Origin of the sequence: Psychroserpens sp. (assembly GCF_034670085.1) — a bacterium.
GTDB lineage: Bacteria > Bacteroidota > Bacteroidia > Flavobacteriales > Flavobacteriaceae > Psychroserpens.
Window position 1 is genome coordinate 170,006 of sequence record NZ_JAXMOD010000003.1, and the last position, 19,118, is coordinate 189,123.

Sequence of the window (19,118 nt, forward strand, 5' to 3'; positions counted from 1 at the left end):
ATGAATAGAGAAAACCATAGAGGGTTTAAATTTGATTGGGTAATAATAGTTTTGTTTTTACTTCTAGTTTCTTTTGGTTGGTTAAACATTATGTCTGCGTCTCATGTTGGCGAGGTAGAAAATTACTTCGACATGAGTCAACTTTATGGTAAACAACTCGTGTTTCTCGGACTAACGTTTGTGCTGATAATTCTAATATTATCAGTAGAAGCCAAGTTTTATGAACGATTTGCAAGTATTATTTACATCGTAGCCATGTTAGCTCTTGTTGGACTTTTTATCTTTGGAAAAGATGTCAATGGAGCACGCTCTTGGTATGGCATAGGTAGCATGACCATTCAACCTAGCGAGTTTGCAAAGTTTGCCACTGCTCTAGCAGTTGCCAAATACATGAGTGATTTACAAACTGACATGAATACGCTGAAACATCAGCTAAGAGCAGTTGCCATTATTGTTCTTCCTGCAATCTTAATTCTTTTGCAAAATGATGCTGGAAGCACCTTGGTGTATGCCTCTTTCTTTTTTGTTTTCTACAGAGAAGGCTTACAACAAATCTATTTAGCGATAGCGCTATCAATAATTATTTTAGCCGTTTTATCTCTTAAATTCGGAATTTTAATAACAGCTCTTATTGCCACCTTAATTATCTTTGGAGTTTATTTTTTTAGACGAAAAAAACGTGCTTCCATTGTTCAGCCTATTGTTATTCTTTTGATTTGTGTTTCATTTTCATCTGGTGTAAAACTATTCTATGAGCACGTACTAAAACCACACCAACAGAATAGAATAAGCCTGTGGTTGCGACTAGAGAAAGATCCTGTGAAACTTGAAAGAATGAAAAAAGTGGAAGCCTATAACCTCATCCAATCTGAAAAAGCGATCAGTTCTGGTGGTTTTACTGGTAAAGGGTTTATGGAAGGCACTCGCACTACTGGAAAATTTGTGCCAGAACAAGAAACAGATTACATTTTTAGTACTGTAGGTGAAGAGTGGGGATTTTTAGGAAGCACCTTTGTAGTATTACTTTTTGTAGCACTTATTATTCGTATATTAATCTTAGCGGAAGCTCAAAAATCGCAGTTTAGTCGTGTTTATGGCTATGGTGTGGCCTCCATATTATTCATACATTTTACAATTAATACAGGTATGGTTATGGGAATGATTCCTACCGTTGGCATACCACTTCCATTTTTTAGTTATGGTGGCTCCGGACTTTGGGGCTTTACGATTTTGCTTTTTATTTTCGTGAAATTAGATAGCAATAAGATTAATGAATGGTAACAAAAAAAAGGAACTTATAATAAGCTCCTTTTCAAATATATTTAAAAACTTACATTTATTGTAAACTTGATAAACTAGATTTTAAAGTTTCTATTTTAGCCAAAGCATCAGCTTCTTTTTTCTTTTCAGAAGCAACAACTTGTTCTGGAGCATTATTAACAAAACGTTCATTTTTCAATTTTCCTTGAACAGATTTTAAAAACCCTTCAGTATACTTTAATTCTTCAGTTAATTTTTCAATTTCTGCTACAACATCGATACTACCTTCCATCGGGATAAAGTATTCATTTGACAATACTCTGAAGGTTAAAGCGCCTTCAACCGCTTCAGAAACTGTTTTCATTTCTGAAATATTTCCCATTTTAGATATTACAGTATCATATTTCGAATCTACATTTTCATTATTCAACACCATTAATTCAATGGTATCCTTAAATGCTATATTTTTTTCTTTACGAATGGTTCTAATACCTGACACTACATCTTTAATCGTTTCAAAATCTGAAATTAACTGTGCATCAAAAGTTGTTAATTTAGGATATTCAGCAATTATTAAAGCCTCTTTTGGTGTGCGTTTAGTAATGTGCTGCCATATTTCTTCAGTTAAAAATGGCATAAAAGGATGTAAAATCTTTAAGTTATTTTCAAAAATAGAAATAACTGAAGCATAAGTTTGAGCATCTATTGGTTGTTGATAAGCAGGCTTTATCATTTCTAAAAGCCATGAACAGAAATCATCCCAAATTAATTTGTACATGCTCATTAACGCATCAGAGAGTCTATATTTACTATAATGATCTTCAATCTCAGCTAAAGCACTTTGAAACTTATGTTCATACCAATCTAAAGCTATTTTGGATGATTCAGGTTGTGCTATATCTTCTATTTCCCAACCTTGCACAAGTCTGAAAGCGTTCCATATTTTATTAGCAAATTGCTTTCCTTGTTGGCATAACTCTTCATCAAACATCAAATCATTACCAGCTGCTGCACTTAATAATAAGCCAACACGAACACCATCGGCACCATAATCTTCTATTAATTTTAAAGCATCTGGAGAGTTACCAAGAGATTTAGACATTTTACGACGTTGCTTATCTCTTACTAAACCTGTTAAATAAACATTTTCAAAAGGCCTTTTGTCTTTATATTCATAGCCAGCAATAATCATTCGTGCAACCCAAAAGAATAAAATATCTGGACCTGTAACTAAATCGTTGGTAGGATAATAGTAATTAATTTCTTCATTTTCAGGATTCCTAATGCCGTCAAATACACTTATTGGCCATATCCATGAGCTAAACCATGTATCTAGGGCATCTGAATCTTGCTTTAAATCTTCAACATTTAAACTAGGATTTCCAGTTTTGTCTTTTGCCAAATTTAAAGCATCATTTATGTTCTCTGCCACTACAAAATCTTCTTTACCATCTCCATAGAAGAATGCAGGAATTTGTTGTCCCCAACGCAACTGACGAGAAATATTCCAATCACGAATATTTTCCATCCAATGTCTATAGGTATTTTCAAATTTCTTAGGATATAACTTTACATCTCCATTTGTTAAAACAGCATCTATAGCTGGTTTAGCTAAATCTTCCATTTTTAAAAACCATTGATCGCTTAATCGAGGCTCAATAACCGCTTTGGTACGTTCAGAGGTTCCAACTTTATTGATATGGTTTTCTGACTTTACAATAATTCCAGCTTCTTCTAATTCTTTTGCAACTGCTTTTCTAACAACAAAACGATCCTGACCTTCATAATGCAAGCCAAAACTATTCAAGGAGGCATCATCATTGAAGATATCAACAACTTCAAGATTGTGTTTATCCCCTAAAACCTTATCATTTTCATCATGAGCAGGAGTTACTTTAAGACAACCTGTACCAAATTCGATATCTACATATTCATCTTCGATAATTGGAATAACTCTTCCACAGATTGGTACAATGGCTTTTTTTCCTTTTAAATGTTCAAATCGTTCATCATTTGGATTTATACAAATTGCTGTATCACCAAAAATGGTCTCTGGACGAGTTGTTGCAATGGTTAATTTCTCATCACTACCTTCAATTTTATATTCTAAATAATACAATAAGCCTTGTTGCTCAACATGAATCACTTCCTCATCAGACAAGGTTGTTTTTGCTTCTGGATCCCAATTTACCATTCGGTAACCTCTGTAAATTAATCCTTTGTTATACAAATCAACAAAAACCTTTATTACAGCTTCACTCATATCATCATCCATGGTGAATTTGGTACGATCCCAGTCGCAAGAACAGCCTAATTTTTTAAGTTGCTCAAGAATTACACCTCCATATTCTTCAGTCCATTCCCAAGCATGGTCTAAAAACTCTTCTCGTGTTAAATCATTTTTATCAATCCCTTGAGCTTTAAGTTTAGCAGCCACTTTAGCTTCGGTCGCAATAGATGCATGGTCGGTTCCAGGTACCCAACATGCATTTTTACCTTGCAATCTTGCTCTTCGAATAAGAACATCCTGAATGGTATTATTAAGCATATGTCCCATGTGCAGTACTCCTGTCACATTTGGTGGAGGAATTACAATTGTATAAGGCTCTCTCTCATCGGGAACAGAATGAAAATAGTTATGCTCCATCCAATAGTTATACCACTTGTTCTCTACATTAGATGCTGAATATTTTGTTGGTATGTTCATGCTTTGGTATTGTTTTTGCTTTATGACAGACAAAAGTACTTATATTTCTTTTTTTGCGAAATTAATGTCTGCATATTATTGACATATTTAGCTTTATATGATGTTAATATTGTTGCATTACATCTAATTAATTTTGTAGAATGGCAAAAAGTAAGTAGTTTTGATAGTATCAATTTAAAATTTGAATGATGAAAAATGTAATATTAATTTTATTTGTAAGTGTGCTAAGTTTGGGTGTTTTTGCTCAAGAAAAGGTTGCAAAAATAGAATTTAAAAACGATGTAATTGATTATGGCACCATTGAAAAAGGTTCTGACGGTGTTAGAGTATTTGAATTTACAAATACAGGAAATGCACCTTTAATCATTTCTAATGTAAAGTCTACTTGTGGCTGTACTGTACCTAAAAAACCAGACGGTCCAATTATGCCAGGTGAAACTGGAGAAATCTCTGTAAAATATGACACGAACAGAGTTAATCCAATTAGAAAAACAATAACTGTAACCTCTAATGCAGACACACCTAGCGTAGCCCTAAAAATTAAAGGTCTAGTTGTGGATTCTAGTAAAGAAAATCCACTAGAGAAAAAAGACAAAAGTGTAATGGAACAATAGTAATTCCTAATTAAATAACAGGTATTAAGAACTCTCTTTTAAGGGAGTTCTTTTTCTTTAAAGACATCTTCAAGTCTAAACTCAAACAACATTACCTCTCCATCTCTCTCTATTCTCAAACGAATAAGTTTGCCAATATCGTTTTTAAAATATTCCATTATTCTCTGAAGCTTAAGTTCGTGTGTTTTTTTGCCATTAATAGATAAAAGTTCATCACCAATCTGTAAGCCAACTTTCTCAGCAGGCGACCCTTTTCTTAAAGCCACTATAGAATAAGCTGGCTTTAAAGAGTATTTATAGTACGTGCTTAACTCAATTTTAGTTTCATCTTTAGCGTTTCCGTAGCCTAGATGACCTCTATCCTCCTTTTCTTTAACAACCCTTGATCCCGTTTGTTCTAATACGATTCCACTTCTATTATAATAAAATGGTGTTTTAAAATTCCTATTCTTTTTTAAAGTTATTTTAGAGTTCCCATAATCGACAATAAGATTAAATCGTTTTAATATTTCTCCAGAAACACTACCGTTTCTATTTTTAATTTTTCTTGCATTACCAATAGAAGATGAATCTGGAAAGGCAACATTAACATCTTCGAGTTCGAAACTTTTCATCTTAAACATTTTTATTCTAGATCGTTTACCATAAACATTACCGCTTAAACCTTTTCCTATGTAATCATTAAAATACATGTCATTAAAAGGCTGAAGACCTAGTGAAACATCCTCAAACAACCAGATCGCATCACTACTACCAGTATCAATTAAAAGCTTTACTGGTATCAAATCAGAATCAACTTTTACCTCAGTTTCTATATAGGGCTTGTTATTAAAGAGTGAAAGATCAAAAACTTCACATTTTTTACAAGTTTTGTAGACATACTTTTCTGGCTTGTTCAACTTGATATATTTCGATGTGTAATTTACTTCGACAATAAAATTTTTAAAAAGGTCATAACCTATAATACCATGAACATTAACACCAAGTCTATTAGTAAAGTTTATTGAATTATCAAAAATCACATAAATGTCTTGATTAACATTAATAGCGTTTCCTATTTTGGTGAAATTTTTTTTAGATTTCAATGCTTCAATAGGCTTTCCTTCTTCTCCTAAACCTCTTAAATAAATGGTTTCTACATTTTTTATTTGCAATGAATCTGTATTAGTAATATTAAATAAAATGGGTTTGCTTACACCTGTATCAAGAATAAATGATAGTTCCACACCATTCAATTCTATAGGTATAATGATTAAATTATTAATAAGTTGAAACTTAATTTTGTCATTGTCTTTACCAGGCAAATTGAAATCTCCTTGTCCATATGAAGGGGGCCAACTTATCAAGCTAAGCAAACAAATAATCAGTATTTTTTTAGTTAAAATCATAAGTATTATTAACAAGTTACAAATCTTTGACACATCTTAAGTTTTTACCCCTATTTTTAAATAAAATTTAAGATAATTTTCAGAACTTTACTGCATAAATAATTTTCTCATGCCAACAATATCAAAAAAAGGACAACTAATGCCTGAATCTCCAATTCGAAAGTTAGTTCCTTACGCTGAAAACGCATATAAACAAGGTAAAACAGTTTATCATTTAAACATTGGCCAACCTGATATTAAAACCCCTCAAGTAGCACTGGATGCGATAAAGATTCACTCATTAGACATTTTGGCTTACACAAGGTCTGAAGGCTCTGAAGGTTACAGAAAAAAAATTGCAGATTATTACGCAAAAAATGATATTCAGGTTAATCACGATGATATAATTGTAACCACAGGTGGTAGTGAAGCATTACTTTTTGCATTTGGAACGATCACAGATGTTGATGATGAAATTATTATCCCAGAGCCATTTTATGCCAATTACAATGGATTTTCAACTGCTTCAGGTGTCAAAGTAGTTCCTGTGATATCAAAAATTGAAGACAATTTTGCCTTACCTCCAATTGAAGAATTTGAAAAATTAATTACCCCAAAAACCAAAGGAATTCTTATTTGTAATCCTGGAAATCCAACTGGATATTTATACTCAAAAGAAGAGATTAAAAAGTTAGCAAAAATTGTAAAAAAGCATGATTTGTTTTTAATTGCTGATGAAGTATATAGAGAATTTGCTTATGATGGAATAACTCATTATTCTATTTTACAAGAGGAAGGATTAGAAAAACATGCTATTGTAATTGATTCTGTTTCCAAACGTTACAGTATGTGTGGAGCGAGAATTGGATGTTTAGTTTCAAAAAATAAAGACGTGATTAAAACTGCATTAAAATTTGCTCAAGCACGTTTAAGTCCGCCAACTTTAGCTCAAATTGCAAGTGAAGCTGCTTTAGAAACTCCTCAAAGTTATTTTGATGATGTTATTAAAGAATATGTAGACCGTCGAAACGTTCTTATTGAAGAGTTAAATAAAATTGAAGGTGTACAAGTCGCCAATCCTAAAGGTGCATTTTATTGCATAGCGCAATTACCAATAAAAAATTCTGATGCATTTGCGCAATGGTTATTAGAATCATTTGATATTGATGGCGAAACCGTTATGGTTGCTCCTGCTGGAGGTTTTTATAGCACTCCAGGTGTTGGTTTAAATCAGATTAGAATCGCGTACGTTTTAAATAAAGACAGCCTTAAAAAAGCAGTACACATATTAAAAGAAGCGTTAAAAGTTTATAAAGACTAGTGCATATTCAACACAACATATCGCTTAAGAATTACAATACGTTTGGTATAGATGTTAATGCAAGACAGTTCATTTCAATCACTTCTGTAGCGGATTTAAAATCAGTTTATTCTGCTGAAAGAAAAGCATCTAAATTTATCCTAGGTGGTGGAAGCAATATGTTGCTTACTAAAGATATTGAAGCACTAGTGTTGCACATCAACTTAAAAGGTAAACACATCATATCTCAAACTGAAGACCATGTACTTGTTAAGGCGAGTGCTGGAGAAAACTGGCATGAATTTGTACTTTGGACCTTAGAAAACAACTTTGGAGGTCTAGAAAACTTATCATTAATCCCTGGAAATGTTGGCACTAGCCCAATTCAAAACATTGGCGCTTATGGTGTAGAGCTAAAAGACACATTTCATTCCTGCGATGCATTAAATCTTGAAACATTAAAAATAGAAACCTTTACAAATAGCGACTGTAACTTTGGTTATCGTAATTCAATTTTCAAAGAGGAAGCGAAAGGACAGTATATCATTTTGAGTGTTGTTTTTAATTTAACCACAAAAAACCATGTGTTACACACTAAATATGGAGCTATCAATTCGGAATTAGAACGACTTAACATCACCAAACCAACAATTCAAGATGTTTCAAAAGCCGTAATTTCTATCAGACAAAGTAAATTACCAGATCCAAAAGACATTGGAAATAGTGGTAGTTTTTTTAAAAATCCAATTATAACCAAAGAGGCCTTTTCAAGGTTAGAACGTAATTTCCCTAATGCGCCGCATTATGTCGTTTCAGATAAGAACATAAAAGTACCAGCAGGCTGGCTTATAGAAACATCAGGATTTAAAGGTAAAACATTTGGTAATTATGGAGTTCACAAAAAACAAGCTTTAGTGCTCGTAAATTATGGTGGTGCATCTGGTCATGATATCTTAAAGTTATCTAAACTTATACAAGACACAGTTTTACGACTTTTTGATATTAGTATTGAAGCTGAAGTGAATATAATATAAAAAAAGCCTCAACGAATTGAGACTTCTAGTTTTAACGTAGAAATTTGAAAAAGCTATTAATCAATTTCTTAAGAAAGAAAATTTAATTTCTACGGGAATAAATTTTAATTTTGTTCCGTTAATTTTTAATTAACTTTACCAACCTTTTATTATATACGAACGCAAATAGACATTTGGATCATTTCAAATTCAGTTTTTACAAAATTTATTTTTTTTGAGTACATCTTTAGAACAACAAATCGTACACTTACTTCAAAAAGGCGATAAAAAAGCCATTAGTCTTCTCTATGAAAATTATTCAGATAGTTTGTATGGTGTTATTCTAAAGGTTACCATAAATGAAGAAATTGCTCAAGATGCGCTTCAAGAAACCTTTGTCAAAGTCTGGAAAAACGCAAAAAAATACGACGCTAAAAAAGCTAAATTATTTACATGGCTCTATCGAATAGCAAAAAATACTGCTATAGATAAATTGAGAAGTTTCAACAATCGATTTGATAAAGAAGTCCAAATTGATAAATCAAACGTATATATCTTACCAACAGCGAATTTAAATCAAGATGTATTAGATTTAAAAGAGCATGTGGCAAGGTTAGACGTAAAGTACCAAATTGTTTTAAAAGCCTTGTTTTTTGAAGGTATGACTCAACAAGAAGCAAGTGACGAATTAGAGATTCCGTTAGGTACAATTAAGTCTAGATTAAAAATAGGATTACGAGAACTTAAAAAAGTTTATGATCCCTAAATAAGTTATATATGGAAAAAAAACTACATACTTTTTTTCAATCTGGTTTACTTGACAAGTACATACTAGATGAAACCTCTGCATCAGAACGTCTGACAGTAGAAAATTTTATTGACACCTATCCTGAAGTGGCAAGTGAATACGAAAGGTTACAAAACAACCTTGAAATTATCGCTAAAGCTACTGCTATAGAAGCTCCTACAACCATTTTAGATGCTATCTTAAATGAAATTGAAGAAGACAACACTCCAGTTATCAAACTAGAAAAAGCGCAACATAGTACACCTTGGTATAGCATTGCGGCAAGTGTAGTTGCCTTACTTTTTGCTGGTGGATACTATATGAAAACACAACAAAACTTAGATTTATTAAAAGAAAACCAAGTGGTTGTGGAAGAAATTTTTGATTTGAGAAGTGATATTGAAGACAATAATAAAAGGCTCGATAATTTGATGGACGAGTTTATGAAACTCAATAATCCTGAAACTGAAAAATATGTGTTTAGAGGAAATGATCGAGCAAAAGACTTAAAAACTGTTGCTTATATTAATCCTGTAGATGAAACATCTATGATTGATGTTGTGTCTTTACCTCAATTACCTGAAGATCAAACGTATCAACTTTGGGCAGAAATGCAAGACAGAATGGTAAATTTAGGAATTTTAGATGCTTCTCAAAAAAAGTTACAATCTGTGCCTTATGTGAAAGACGCTCTTGCGTTAAGCATTACAATAGAACCTAATAGCCATTTAAACACCACTGCAGCAGATAGTGCTGTAGCTGAAATTGATTTAAACAATAAAAGAAATAATTAATAGCAACTATTTTAAAATACGGAAAGCCACTTTTGATTTGTTCAAAAGTGGCTTTCCGTATTTTTATTGAATCAGATTAAACCTATTCTTTATCGAATAATGCTTTGTGAATGAATCCTGCAACTATAGCACCTGCGATTGGAGCCAACCAAAACAACCATAATTGAGCTGTATAGTCTCCTCCTGCAAATAATGCTTGACTCGTAGATCTTGCTGGATTAACAGACGTATTAGAAATTGGAATACTAATTAAATGAATCAATGTCAATCCAAGTCCAATCGCTATTGGAGCAAATCCTTTTGGTACTCTTACATCAGTACTACCAAGTATAATTAGCAAGAAAAACATGGTTAAAAGAAATTCTGCAATTAATACAGACATCATATTAAAACCACCTGGAGATAAATCACCATAACCATTTGAAGCAAATCCACCTATATCAACAAAATCAGATTTTCCAGAAACAATAACAAACAACAATCCTGCAGCTGCAATTGCTCCAACAAGTTGTGCAATGAGGTAACCTAATACATCTTTTCCTGAAAACTTTCCTCCAGCCCATAAACCTAAAGATACAGCTGGATTAAAATGTCCTCCAGAAATATGACCAACAGCATAAGCCATTGTTAAAACTGTTAAACCAAAAGCTAGTGCAACACCAGCAAAACCGATTCCTAATTCTGGAAAAGTAGCTGCAAAAACAGCACTACCACAACCTCCAAAAACAAGCCAAAATGTTCCAAAGAACTCCGCGAATAATTTTTTCATAATTTAAAAAAGTAGTTAGTTAAAAATTTAATTTATTAACTTTTAGACACTTAAACAAACTTCAAAGTCACATTCTAGGTTTTTATCAAGTAAACTGGCTAATAATTTTAACGGTAAACCATCGAAAATCTGTATCTTTGCATTGAATTTTTTAACCTTCATTTATGAAACTCGTCATCATTACATTAGTGCTTTTAGGTTTAAGTGTAGCTGGTATAGCCATTAAAATTTGGGCAAAAAAGGACGGAAAGTTCGCAGGTACTTGCGCAAGTCAAAACCCAATGCTTAATCAAGAAGGTGAAGCTTGTGGATTTTGTGGAAAATCTCCAGATCAATTTGAGAATTGTAACGAACCTCAACACTCCTAATCTTTAATGATTATTCTTGAAATAGCATTCTACGTATTTATCGTTGTTGTAGGTATTCAAGTTTGCTTCTACGGAATTATATTCAACAGTTTAACTAGGCATAAAATAGTTAAACCCAATCAAAAAAATATTTCAGTTTCAGTAATCATTTGTGCAAAAAATGAAGCTAAAAACCTAAGAGAGTCATTACCATTAATTATGACTCAATCCTATTCCGATTTTGAAGTTATTCTAATTAATGATAATTCAACTGATGACACATTACAAGTGCTAGAGAGTTTTAAGGAAAATCATAGCAATATAAAAATTGTAAATGTTAAACCTATTGAAAAATTTTGGGGTAATAAAAAGTACGCACTTACTCTTGGTATTAAAGCAGCTACTCATAATTTTCTTCTTTTTACTGATGCAGATTGCAAACCGTTATCAAAATATTGGATTCAAGAAATGAGCTCACATTTTACTAACGATAAAACAATAGTTATAGGTTACGGTGCCTATAAAAAAATTAAAGGATCATTTATTAATAAACTTATTAGGTATGAAACTTTTCTAACAGCCATTCAGTATTTATCATATGCAGCATTAGGACAACCCTATATGGCTGTAGGCAGGAATTTAGCTTATAGAAAAGAACAGTTTTTTGAGGCAAACGGATTCATGCAACACATGCATATAAAATCTGGTGATGATGATTTGTTTATCAATCAAGTAGCGAATGCAACTAATACAACCATTTGTGTGTCAAAAGAAAGCTTTACTGAATCAGTCCCTAAAAATTCCTTATCTGATTGGTCACTCCAAAAGCGCAGACATATTAGTACTGCAGGTCATTATAAATTGAAACATAAAATCTTTTTAGCAACATTTTATTGCTCCCAATTTCTATTTTGGTCCCTAGCTATTTTATTATTGGGTTTTATGTTTGAATGGAAAATTATTATAGGGTTAATCCTTTTAAGATTTGTTGTTCAACTCATTAACCTCTTTTTAGCTTCAAAAAAACTAAACGAAAAGGACCTTCCGTTTCTTAGTCCATTTCTTGAGGTGTTTTTAATTGCCTTTCAATTCTTTATATTTATAAAAAATATGATATCAAAACCAACGCATTGGAAGTAAAAGAAGCCATTGAAAGAGCAAAAACCAACGATCAAATAGCATTTAACTTTTTGCTTGATTCCTTTTGGAATAGTATTTATGGATTCCAGCTAAAGCGTACTGAAAATGAGAATGATGCTGAAGATATTACCATACAAACGTTTTCAAAAGCATTTGATAAAATTCATACATACAACGACCAATATGAATTTAAAACTTGGTTAATTACTATTTCAAAAAATATTCATATTGATCTACTTCGAAAACGCAAATCATCAATTTCACACACCTCAAATAGTGATGAAGATGATGGTTTTCACGCCATTATTGATGAATCACCTTCACCTGAAGACAAACTCATCACAGAACAAAATCTTGCCAAATTACTTCGCGATATAAAAAAGTTAAAACCTCATTATCAAGAAGTAATTAATTTAAGATACTTCCAAGAACTAAGCTACAAGGAAATATCTCAACAGCTAGATGAACCAATGAATAACGTAAAAGTAAAATTATTACGTGCTAAAAAATTATTAGCTGAGATTATTAAAAAGAAATAATATCTAGTGAATTTTAGTCTAAAAAAAATAGGTCCTGGATTATTATTTGCAGGTGCAGCTATTGGAGTTTCCCATTTAGTGCAATCGACTAGAGCAGGTGCAGATTTTGGTTTTGGATTAATTTGGGCTTTGCTCTTAGTGAACCTTTTTAAATATCCCTTTTTCCAATTTGGACCTCGATATGCGTCTGCAACTGGAGAATCACTTTTAGATGGTTATAAAAAACTTGGAAAACCTGTTTTAGTTGCCTATTTCTTGCTCACATTCGGAACCATGTTTACCATTCAAACTGCAGTTACAATCGTAACAGCAGGCATAGCTGCTTCCTTGTTTGGTGATTTATTTAGTATTGAAACTTGGACTGTTATTATACTAGCCATTTGTCTGCTTTTATTACTTGTTGGAAAATACAAACTCCTAGATAGGCTCATAAAAATAATTATAATAACACTAACTATCAGCACTATAACTGCGGTTTGCTTTGCTTTATATAATACATCGCAAGCAGGCTCCTTCCAACAATTACTTCCTAAAAATAGTATAGAAATCGCTTTCCTAATTGCTTTCATGGGATGGATGCCAGCGCCTTTAGATATTTCGGTTTGGCATTCACTATGGACAATTGAAAAGAAGAAATCGTCTGGAGAATTTTCACCAAAATCAGCATTATTTGATTTTAATGTAGGATATATAAGTACTATCGCTTTAGGTATCGCTTTTGTAGCCTTAGGTGCGCTAGTCATGTTTCAAAGTGGAGAAACATTTAGTAATTCTGCTGGAACGTTTGCAAACCAACTTTTAGATATGTATACCAAAAGTCTAGGTAATTGGGCTTATGTTTTTATTGGCATTGCTGCTTTTACAACAATGTTCAGTACAACCTTAACCACTTTAGATGCCTCACCTAGAGCAATGTCTAAAACAACTCAACTCCTTACAGATGGCACTTTAAAGAAAGGCTACTTATTTTGGATACTAGTTTTAACACTGGGAACTATTGTGATCTTCTTTTTCTTCGCTTCTGAAATGGGATTACTTATAAAATTTGCCACAATTCTATCATTTTTAACAGCGCCTTTTTACGCTATAATTAATTATATCTTAATTTCTAGTAAACATACACCGCAAGAATGGAGACCATCTAAAGGTTTACACATACTAAGCATTCTTGGGATAATCTTTCTCGTAGGATTTAGCATTTGGTATCTTTCATATTAAGATTTATTTAAAAGAATACTTCGTATCTTTGTATTCGAAATTTTTAAGAATGAGCATAGAAGGAGCTTCAAATACCATAACGCAACGTCAACCGAAACCAAAATGGCTTCGTGTTAAGCTTCCCACAGGAAAAAAATACACTGAACTAAGAGGATTAGTCGATAAGTACAAATTAAACACAATTTGTACCTCTGGTAGTTGTCCAAATATGGGTGAATGTTGGGGAGAAGGAACAGCCACGTTTATGATTTTAGGAAATGTATGTACGCGTTCTTGTGGTTTTTGTGGTGTAAAAACTGGAAGACCAGAAACCGTAGATTGGGACGAACCTGAAAAAGTAGCTCGTTCTATTAAAATTATGGGAATCAAGCATGCTGTTTTAACAAGTGTTGATAGAGATGACCTTAAAGATATGGGAAGCATCATGTGGAGTGAAACAGTAAAAGCTGTAAGACGCATGAATCCTGAAACAACTTTAGAAACGCTTATTCCAGACTTTCAAGGATTAGAACAGCATATAGATAGAATTATTGATGTGGCTCCAGAAGTGGTATCTCACAATATAGAAACTGTAAAACGATTAACTAGAGAAGTTCGTATTCAAGCCAAATACGATCGTAGTATGCATGTACTTAATTATTTAAAACAGCAAGGACAACGACGTACAAAATCTGGAATCATGCTAGGTTTAGGTGAAACTCGAGAAGAAGTTATAGAAACACTTCATGATCTTAAAGCTAATCATGTGGATGTTGTAACTATCGGACAATATCTTCAACCAAGTAAAAAACACTTACCAGTTAAACAGTTTATCACTCCAGAACAATTTGATGAGTATAAAGCTATTGGATTAGATTTAGGATTCCGCCATGTCGAAAGTAGTGCTTTAGTGAGGTCTTCATATAAAGCACAAAAACATATCAACTAAATGATTAACGTCGCAATTAATGGATTTGGTCGCATTGGAAGACGTGTTTTTAGACTTATTCAAAACCGAAAAGACATTCAGGTTGTTGCCATAAATGACCTTGCAGATGCCAAAACACTTAGTCATTTATTAAAATACGATAGTATACATGGAGTTTCGAAGCAAGATATTTCATCTTCAGAAACCTCAATTATCATTAATGGCAAACATATTCCACTTTTAAATCAGAATCACCCAAAGTTTATTAACTGGACGCCTTATAATGTAGATTTCGTGATTGAATCTTCAGGGAAATTTAAAACGTCATCTGATTTAGAATTCCATATTAAAAATGGCGCAAAACAAGTAATTTTATCAGTCCCACCAATTGAAGACGATATAAAAACTGTTGTATTAGGTGTCAATGAACACGAAATTAAAGGAAACGAAACTATCATTTCAAATGCATCGTGCACCACCAACAATGCGGCTCCTATGATTTCTGTTATTGATAAACTTTGTGGTGTAAAGCAAGCTTATATCACAACTATACATTCTTATACTACAGATCAAAGTCTACATGATCAACCTCATAAAGATTTAAGACGTGCACGTGCAGCTGGACAATCAATTGTACCTACAACTACTGGAGCAGCTAAGGCATTAACAAGAATTTTTCCTGATTTATCAGATGTTATTGGTGGCTGTGGCATTAGAGTGCCTGTTGCTAATGGCTCGTTAACAGATATTACCTTTAATGTAGAACGAACGGTAACTATCGAAGAAATTAATTCTGCTTTTAAGAAGGCATCTCAAACCTACTTAAAGGATATTCTTGAATATACTGAAGACCCAATTGTATCGATAGACATTGTTGGAAATCCACATTCTTGCATTTTTGATTCTCAAATGACTTCTGTCATAGGAAACATGATAAAAATAGTGGGTTGGTACGACAATGAAACTGGCTATTCTACAAGAATTTTAGATTTAATTTGCAATTTATCGATGAAATAGTGTCTTTTATCGAATAAATATTTATATTTGTCCAAATAAAGTGGCCAAAATATGTCCCAAGTTAAATATTACATATTAGCATTTTTAATCACTTTTTCAACATTTGTTTCTGCTCAAGAAGATTCTGAAGAAGATGTTGACATCCTAAAAATGCGCATTGAAAACCTAATCACTCAATCAAATTTTGATAATGAGAGAGGTGACTATTTTAATGCAAAAGACAACCTAGAAAAAGCACTTGCTATCGCTGAAAAAATTAGCGACAGAAAAAGCGAAGGTGAAATTCATACTAAAATTGCCAAACTTCAATTCACGGTAAATGAGTATGAAAACGCCCTAGTTTCCCTTACTAAAGCTGCAGAAATTCAACGTGAAATTAATGATTATGGCAATCTGGCCATGACCTACAACATAAGAGGTTTACTTCACGCAAGTAAAAAAGAATATCAAACAGCATTAGATTATTACAATTCAGCTAAAACAAAATTTGAGGAAGAAGACCTTGAACGTTTTATTTCAGAAGTTACATTAAATGAAGCTAAAGTAAATCTAAAACTTAAAGATTATAAAACTGCTAAATCTCTATTAGAGCGCACAATTGTACTCGCAAAAAAATACAACCAAAACAATATCTTATCTAATGCTTTAATCTATAGTGGAAAAACGATAGATAAATTAGGAAATAACCAGTTAGCCATTTCAATGACTAAAGAAGGTTTAGACATTGCAGATGCTTATGGATTTATCGAAAACACCAATGAAGCTTATTTAACTCTAAGTAATATCTATGAAAATGAAACTGATTTTGAATTAGCTCATGAATATCTTGCTAAGCATGTTCAGCTTTCAGATTCAATTCTTAATATTAAAAGAGAAAATTTAAATCCAGAGAAAAGGGTACAATACATTGACGCTTATAATGCTGCAGATTATGAAAAGCTAAAAAACATAATAGAAGAACAAGAATCTGAAAGTAGTTTAGCCAAAATCACAACAATATTAAGTATTGCCTTAATTACTATTCTTTCACTATTAACGTTAGCACTTTATAAAAACAACAATATTAGATTGAAGTCAAATAATATGCTTCATGAAAAAAATGATGACCTCATTGAAGCTATGCGTAAAGCAGAACAAGCTTCAAAAACTAAAGCTAATTTCTTATCTACCGTTACTCATGAGCTTAGAACGCCGTTATATGCCGTAACAGGACTAACAAATATGTTATTAGATGAAGAGCCAAAAGAGCATCAAATACCACATTTGAAGTCTTTAAAATTTTCAGGTGATTACTTATTGACCTTTATTAATGATATTCTTCAAATTAATAAGATTGAAGCTAATAAAGTTGAACTTGATCCTGTTCAGTTTAACTTAAAGATGAAAGTTGAAAACGTAGTATCTGCTTTGAATAATTCAGCATTAGACAATAATACCATAATGCACTATGAATATCAAAAAGACTTACCACATACGTTTGTTGGAGATAATTTGAAAATATCCCAAATCTTAATCAATCTAATTGGTAACTCGATCAAGTTCACCAAAGATGGTGATATTTGGGTAAGAGTATATAGCATTTCTAAAAATGGAGATGATCATGTTCTTCGATTTGAAATTGAAGATAATGGTATAGGAATCTCTAAGGAAAAACAAGATAACATGTTTGAGAGCTTCTCCCAAGGCTCGATACAAATTAATAGAAAGTATGGCGGAACAGGTCTAGGACTATCCATCGTAAAAGGATTAATTGAAATATTAAAAGGAAAAATTTACCTCAAAAGTGAACTCGGAAAAGGAACTACTTTCTTTTTTGAAATACCATTAACCTACGCTCCAGAAGAAGTTAAAATTATTAAAGAGGATTACTCTAAAAACATTAGCAAATTGGACATTAGCAACATTAAGATTTTGATTGTTGAAGACAACAAAATTAATCAAATGATTACCAAGAAAATCTTGAATAAGATGGGTCTTGAGTGCGAAATCGTAGACAATGGTGAAGCAGCAGTTGAAAAAGTAAGAGAAAACACCTATGATGTTGTACTTATGGATATTCACATGCCTGGTATTAGCGGTCTAGAAGCCACTAAAATCATTAGAACATTCGATAAAGACCTTACTATTTTTGCATTAACAGCCGTAACTTTAGAAGACAAAATGCATGAGTTTGATGAAGCAGGATTTGATGACATCATTTCTAAGCCATTCAAACAAGAAGATTTTGAAAAGAAGTTGTATGAAGAGCTTTCTAAAAATGAAAAGACAACACAGTCTTTATAAGGATTCTTTCAGGTAGTTACTTATTGTATTTTCAAATAATTCAGGATTATCAATTTTGAATTCTATGGGTAAATAAAATAAAGAATTGTTGTCTTTAAAATAAGGTAACAGTCTTACATAATCTTTTTCTGTTGTAAGTATTCTTGTATCACTCTTTAATCTTGAAACATCTTGTGCTGTAAAATTATGATGATCCTTAAATTTTAGGTGTTCAAATTGTAGTCCTTTGTCTTCTAAATAATCCTCAAGTGGTTTCGGATTAGCAATTCCAGTGACTAAAGTAAATGTTTCATCCTTAAATTCAGTTAATGACAAGCTTTCACTTGCATTCAATATAGAGTCAGAATACTTTATAGAACTAAACAACACGTCTTGATTTGATAAGGGTTGTAACCGATTAATAATCGATGATTTTTCAGCTTCCGAAATCGTTTCAGGACATTTGGTAACCACAATGACGTTTGCACGATTTGCTCCAGATCTTGGCTCTCTCAAATTCCCAGTAGGCAAAACGATATCATCACTATACAGTTGGTCATAGGCTGTAAGCAAAATATTAAAGCCTGCATTTACCTTTCTATGTTGAAACGCATCATCTAATAAAATAATATCTGGTTGTTTTTGCTCTAGTAATTGCGAAATTCCATGTCTTCTATCTGCATCAACAGCAACGATTACATTTTTAAACTTATTATAAAACTGAAATGGCTCATCGCCTATTGAAAGCGCAGTTGCATGGTCATCAGCCATTATAAATCCTGAAGATGCTCGCTTATAGCCTCTACTTAATGTTGCTACTTTATAATTCTGACTTAAAAAACGGATAAGATATTCTATTGTAGGTGTTTTTCCTGTACCACCAACACTCAAATTTCCAACACAAAATACAGGAGTTTGATATGAGGTTGAAGACTTCCAACCTAAATCATACAACCGATTCCGTAACCAAGTAACAAAATAGTATATGGGAACAATGGGGAAAAACAAGTATCGAAGTAGCTTCATTATCACGAAATCAATTGCTAAGATAATCATATCAAATGACTATAAAATTTT

The 19,118-nt window shown here is 32.4% G+C and carries 17 protein-coding genes; 13 read left to right on the top strand and 4 right to left on the bottom strand.

Annotated features, from left to right (window positions below; genetic code table 11):
• Positions 1 to 1,281 (top strand): rod shape-determining protein RodA, encoded by a 1,281-nt coding sequence (rodA, locus tag VOI25_RS06885; protein ID WP_323788318.1) that lies wholly within the window; start codon positions 1 to 3, stop codon positions 1,279 to 1,281.
• 55 nt (positions 1,282 to 1,336) lie between these two features.
• Here rodA and VOI25_RS06890 read toward each other — a convergent pair whose 3' ends face one another.
• The gene (locus VOI25_RS06890; RefSeq protein ID WP_323788319.1) at positions 1,337 to 3,967 is read right to left on the bottom strand and encodes a valine--tRNA ligase; all 2,631 of its coding nucleotides are present in this window, start codon (positions 3,965 to 3,967) and stop codon (positions 1,337 to 1,339) included.
• Positions 3,968 to 4,155: 188 nt separating this feature from the next.
• Here VOI25_RS06890 and VOI25_RS06895 point away from each other — a divergent pair, with 188 nt between their 5' ends.
• Positions 4,156 to 4,581 carry a DUF1573 domain-containing protein gene (locus tag VOI25_RS06895; protein WP_323788320.1) on the top strand — a complete coding sequence of 142 codons (426 nt, stop codon included), beginning with the start codon at positions 4,156 to 4,158 and terminating at the stop codon, positions 4,579 to 4,581.
• 38 nt (positions 4,582 to 4,619) lie between these two features.
• Here the strand turns inward: VOI25_RS06895 and VOI25_RS06900 are convergent, their stop codons facing one another.
• Positions 4,620 to 5,969: an aspartyl protease family protein gene (locus VOI25_RS06900; protein ID WP_323788321.1), complete on the bottom strand. Its 1,350-nt coding sequence runs from the start codon at positions 5,967 to 5,969 to the stop codon at positions 4,620 to 4,622.
• 109 nt (positions 5,970 to 6,078) lie between these two features.
• On the opposite strand from VOI25_RS06900, the gene VOI25_RS06905 reads away from it, so the two are divergent.
• The 4 genes from VOI25_RS06905 to VOI25_RS06920 all read left to right on the top strand — a co-directional run bounded on the left by VOI25_RS06905 (position 6,079) and on the right by VOI25_RS06920 (position 9,842).
• Positions 6,079 to 7,269, top strand: a complete 1,191-nt coding sequence (locus VOI25_RS06905; RefSeq protein ID WP_323788322.1) for a pyridoxal phosphate-dependent aminotransferase — start codon at positions 6,079 to 6,081, stop codon at positions 7,267 to 7,269.
• Complete coding sequence (murB, locus tag VOI25_RS06910) at positions 7,269 to 8,282, top strand: UDP-N-acetylmuramate dehydrogenase (protein ID WP_323788323.1); 1,014 nt, start codon at positions 7,269 to 7,271, stop codon at positions 8,280 to 8,282. Before VOI25_RS06905 ends, murB begins: the two co-directional genes overlap by 1 nt.
• 214 nt (positions 8,283 to 8,496) lie before the next feature.
• Positions 8,497 to 9,027 carry an RNA polymerase sigma factor gene (locus tag VOI25_RS06915; RefSeq protein ID WP_323788324.1) on the top strand — a complete coding sequence of 177 codons (531 nt, stop codon included), beginning with the start codon at positions 8,497 to 8,499 and terminating at the stop codon, positions 9,025 to 9,027.
• A gap of 11 nt (positions 9,028 to 9,038) precedes the next feature.
• Entirely contained in the window at positions 9,039 to 9,842 is an 804-nt protein-coding gene (locus tag VOI25_RS06920) for an anti-sigma factor (protein ID WP_323788325.1), read from the top strand.
• 82 nt (positions 9,843 to 9,924) lie between these two features.
• Here the strand turns inward: VOI25_RS06920 and aqpZ are convergent, their stop codons facing one another.
• Positions 9,925 to 10,611 (bottom strand): aquaporin Z, encoded by a 687-nt coding sequence (gene aqpZ, locus VOI25_RS06925; protein WP_323788326.1) that lies wholly within the window; start codon positions 10,609 to 10,611, stop codon positions 9,925 to 9,927.
• Between the two features lie 164 nt (positions 10,612 to 10,775).
• Between aqpZ and VOI25_RS06930 the strand changes: the two genes are divergently transcribed.
• From VOI25_RS06930 to VOI25_RS06960, 7 genes are read left to right on the top strand one after another with little or no spacing between them, the layout of a single operon-like run.
• Positions 10,776 to 10,979 (top strand): membrane or secreted protein, encoded by a 204-nt coding sequence (locus VOI25_RS06930; RefSeq protein ID WP_323788327.1) that lies wholly within the window; start codon positions 10,776 to 10,778, stop codon positions 10,977 to 10,979.
• A 6-nt stretch (positions 10,980 to 10,985) separates the two neighbouring features.
• On the top strand, positions 10,986 to 12,098 hold the full coding sequence (locus tag VOI25_RS06935; protein ID WP_323788328.1) for a glycosyltransferase: 1,113 nt from the start codon (positions 10,986 to 10,988) through the stop codon (positions 12,096 to 12,098).
• Positions 12,089 to 12,637, top strand: a complete 549-nt coding sequence (locus tag VOI25_RS06940) for an RNA polymerase sigma factor (RefSeq protein ID WP_323788329.1) — start codon at positions 12,089 to 12,091, stop codon at positions 12,635 to 12,637. The genes VOI25_RS06935 and VOI25_RS06940 overlap by 10 nt, the downstream gene beginning before the upstream one ends.
• 6 nt (positions 12,638 to 12,643) lie before the next feature.
• Positions 12,644 to 13,855: an Nramp family divalent metal transporter gene (locus tag VOI25_RS06945; protein WP_323788330.1), complete on the top strand. Its 1,212-nt coding sequence runs from the start codon at positions 12,644 to 12,646 to the stop codon at positions 13,853 to 13,855.
• Positions 13,856 to 13,904: 49 nt separating this feature from the next.
• Positions 13,905 to 14,783, top strand: coding sequence for a lipoyl synthase (gene lipA / locus VOI25_RS06950; protein WP_323788331.1), 879 nt, complete (start codon positions 13,905 to 13,907; stop codon positions 14,781 to 14,783).
• Positions 14,784 to 15,779, top strand: a complete 996-nt coding sequence (gene gap / locus VOI25_RS06955) for a type I glyceraldehyde-3-phosphate dehydrogenase (RefSeq protein WP_323788332.1) — start codon at positions 14,784 to 14,786, stop codon at positions 15,777 to 15,779.
• A 51-nt stretch (positions 15,780 to 15,830) separates the two neighbouring features.
• The gene (locus VOI25_RS06960) at positions 15,831 to 18,062 is read left to right on the top strand and encodes an ATP-binding protein (protein WP_323788333.1); all 2,232 of its coding nucleotides are present in this window, start codon (positions 15,831 to 15,833) and stop codon (positions 18,060 to 18,062) included.
• Here the strand turns inward: VOI25_RS06960 and lpxK are convergent.
• Entirely contained in the window at positions 18,057 to 19,067 is a 1,011-nt protein-coding gene (gene lpxK / locus VOI25_RS06965) for a tetraacyldisaccharide 4'-kinase (RefSeq protein ID WP_323788334.1), read from the bottom strand. The genes VOI25_RS06960 and lpxK overlap by 6 nt on opposite strands.
• Between the last annotated feature and the right edge of the window lie 51 nt (positions 19,068 to 19,118).

Excerpts from the sequence above, each read along its gene's own strand:
- rodA (WP_323788318.1), top strand. The coding sequence starts at position 1 with ATGAATAGAGAAAACCATAGAGGGTTTAAATTTGATTGGGTAATAATA.
- VOI25_RS06890 (WP_323788319.1), bottom strand. The coding sequence starts at position 3,967 with ATGAACATACCAACAAAATATTCAGCATCTAATGTAGAGAACAAGTGG.
- VOI25_RS06895 (WP_323788320.1), top strand. The coding sequence starts at position 4,156 with ATGAAAAATGTAATATTAATTTTATTTGTAAGTGTGCTAAGTTTGGGT.
- VOI25_RS06900 (WP_323788321.1), bottom strand. The coding sequence starts at position 5,969 with ATGATTTTAACTAAAAAAATACTGATTATTTGTTTGCTTAGCTTGATA.
- VOI25_RS06905 (WP_323788322.1), top strand. The coding sequence starts at position 6,079 with ATGCCAACAATATCAAAAAAAGGACAACTAATGCCTGAATCTCCAATT.
- VOI25_RS06920 (WP_323788325.1), top strand. The coding sequence starts at position 9,039 with ATGGAAAAAAAACTACATACTTTTTTTCAATCTGGTTTACTTGACAAG.
- aqpZ (WP_323788326.1), bottom strand. The coding sequence starts at position 10,611 with ATGAAAAAATTATTCGCGGAGTTCTTTGGAACATTTTGGCTTGTTTTT.
- VOI25_RS06930 (WP_323788327.1), top strand. The coding sequence starts at position 10,776 with ATGAAACTCGTCATCATTACATTAGTGCTTTTAGGTTTAAGTGTAGCT.
- VOI25_RS06935 (WP_323788328.1), top strand. The coding sequence starts at position 10,986 with ATGATTATTCTTGAAATAGCATTCTACGTATTTATCGTTGTTGTAGGT.
- lipA (WP_323788331.1), top strand. The coding sequence starts at position 13,905 with ATGAGCATAGAAGGAGCTTCAAATACCATAACGCAACGTCAACCGAAA.
- gap (WP_323788332.1), top strand. The coding sequence starts at position 14,784 with ATGATTAACGTCGCAATTAATGGATTTGGTCGCATTGGAAGACGTGTT.
- VOI25_RS06960 (WP_323788333.1), top strand. The coding sequence starts at position 15,831 with ATGTCCCAAGTTAAATATTACATATTAGCATTTTTAATCACTTTTTCA.
- lpxK (WP_323788334.1), bottom strand. The coding sequence starts at position 19,067 with ATGAAGCTACTTCGATACTTGTTTTTCCCCATTGTTCCCATATACTAT.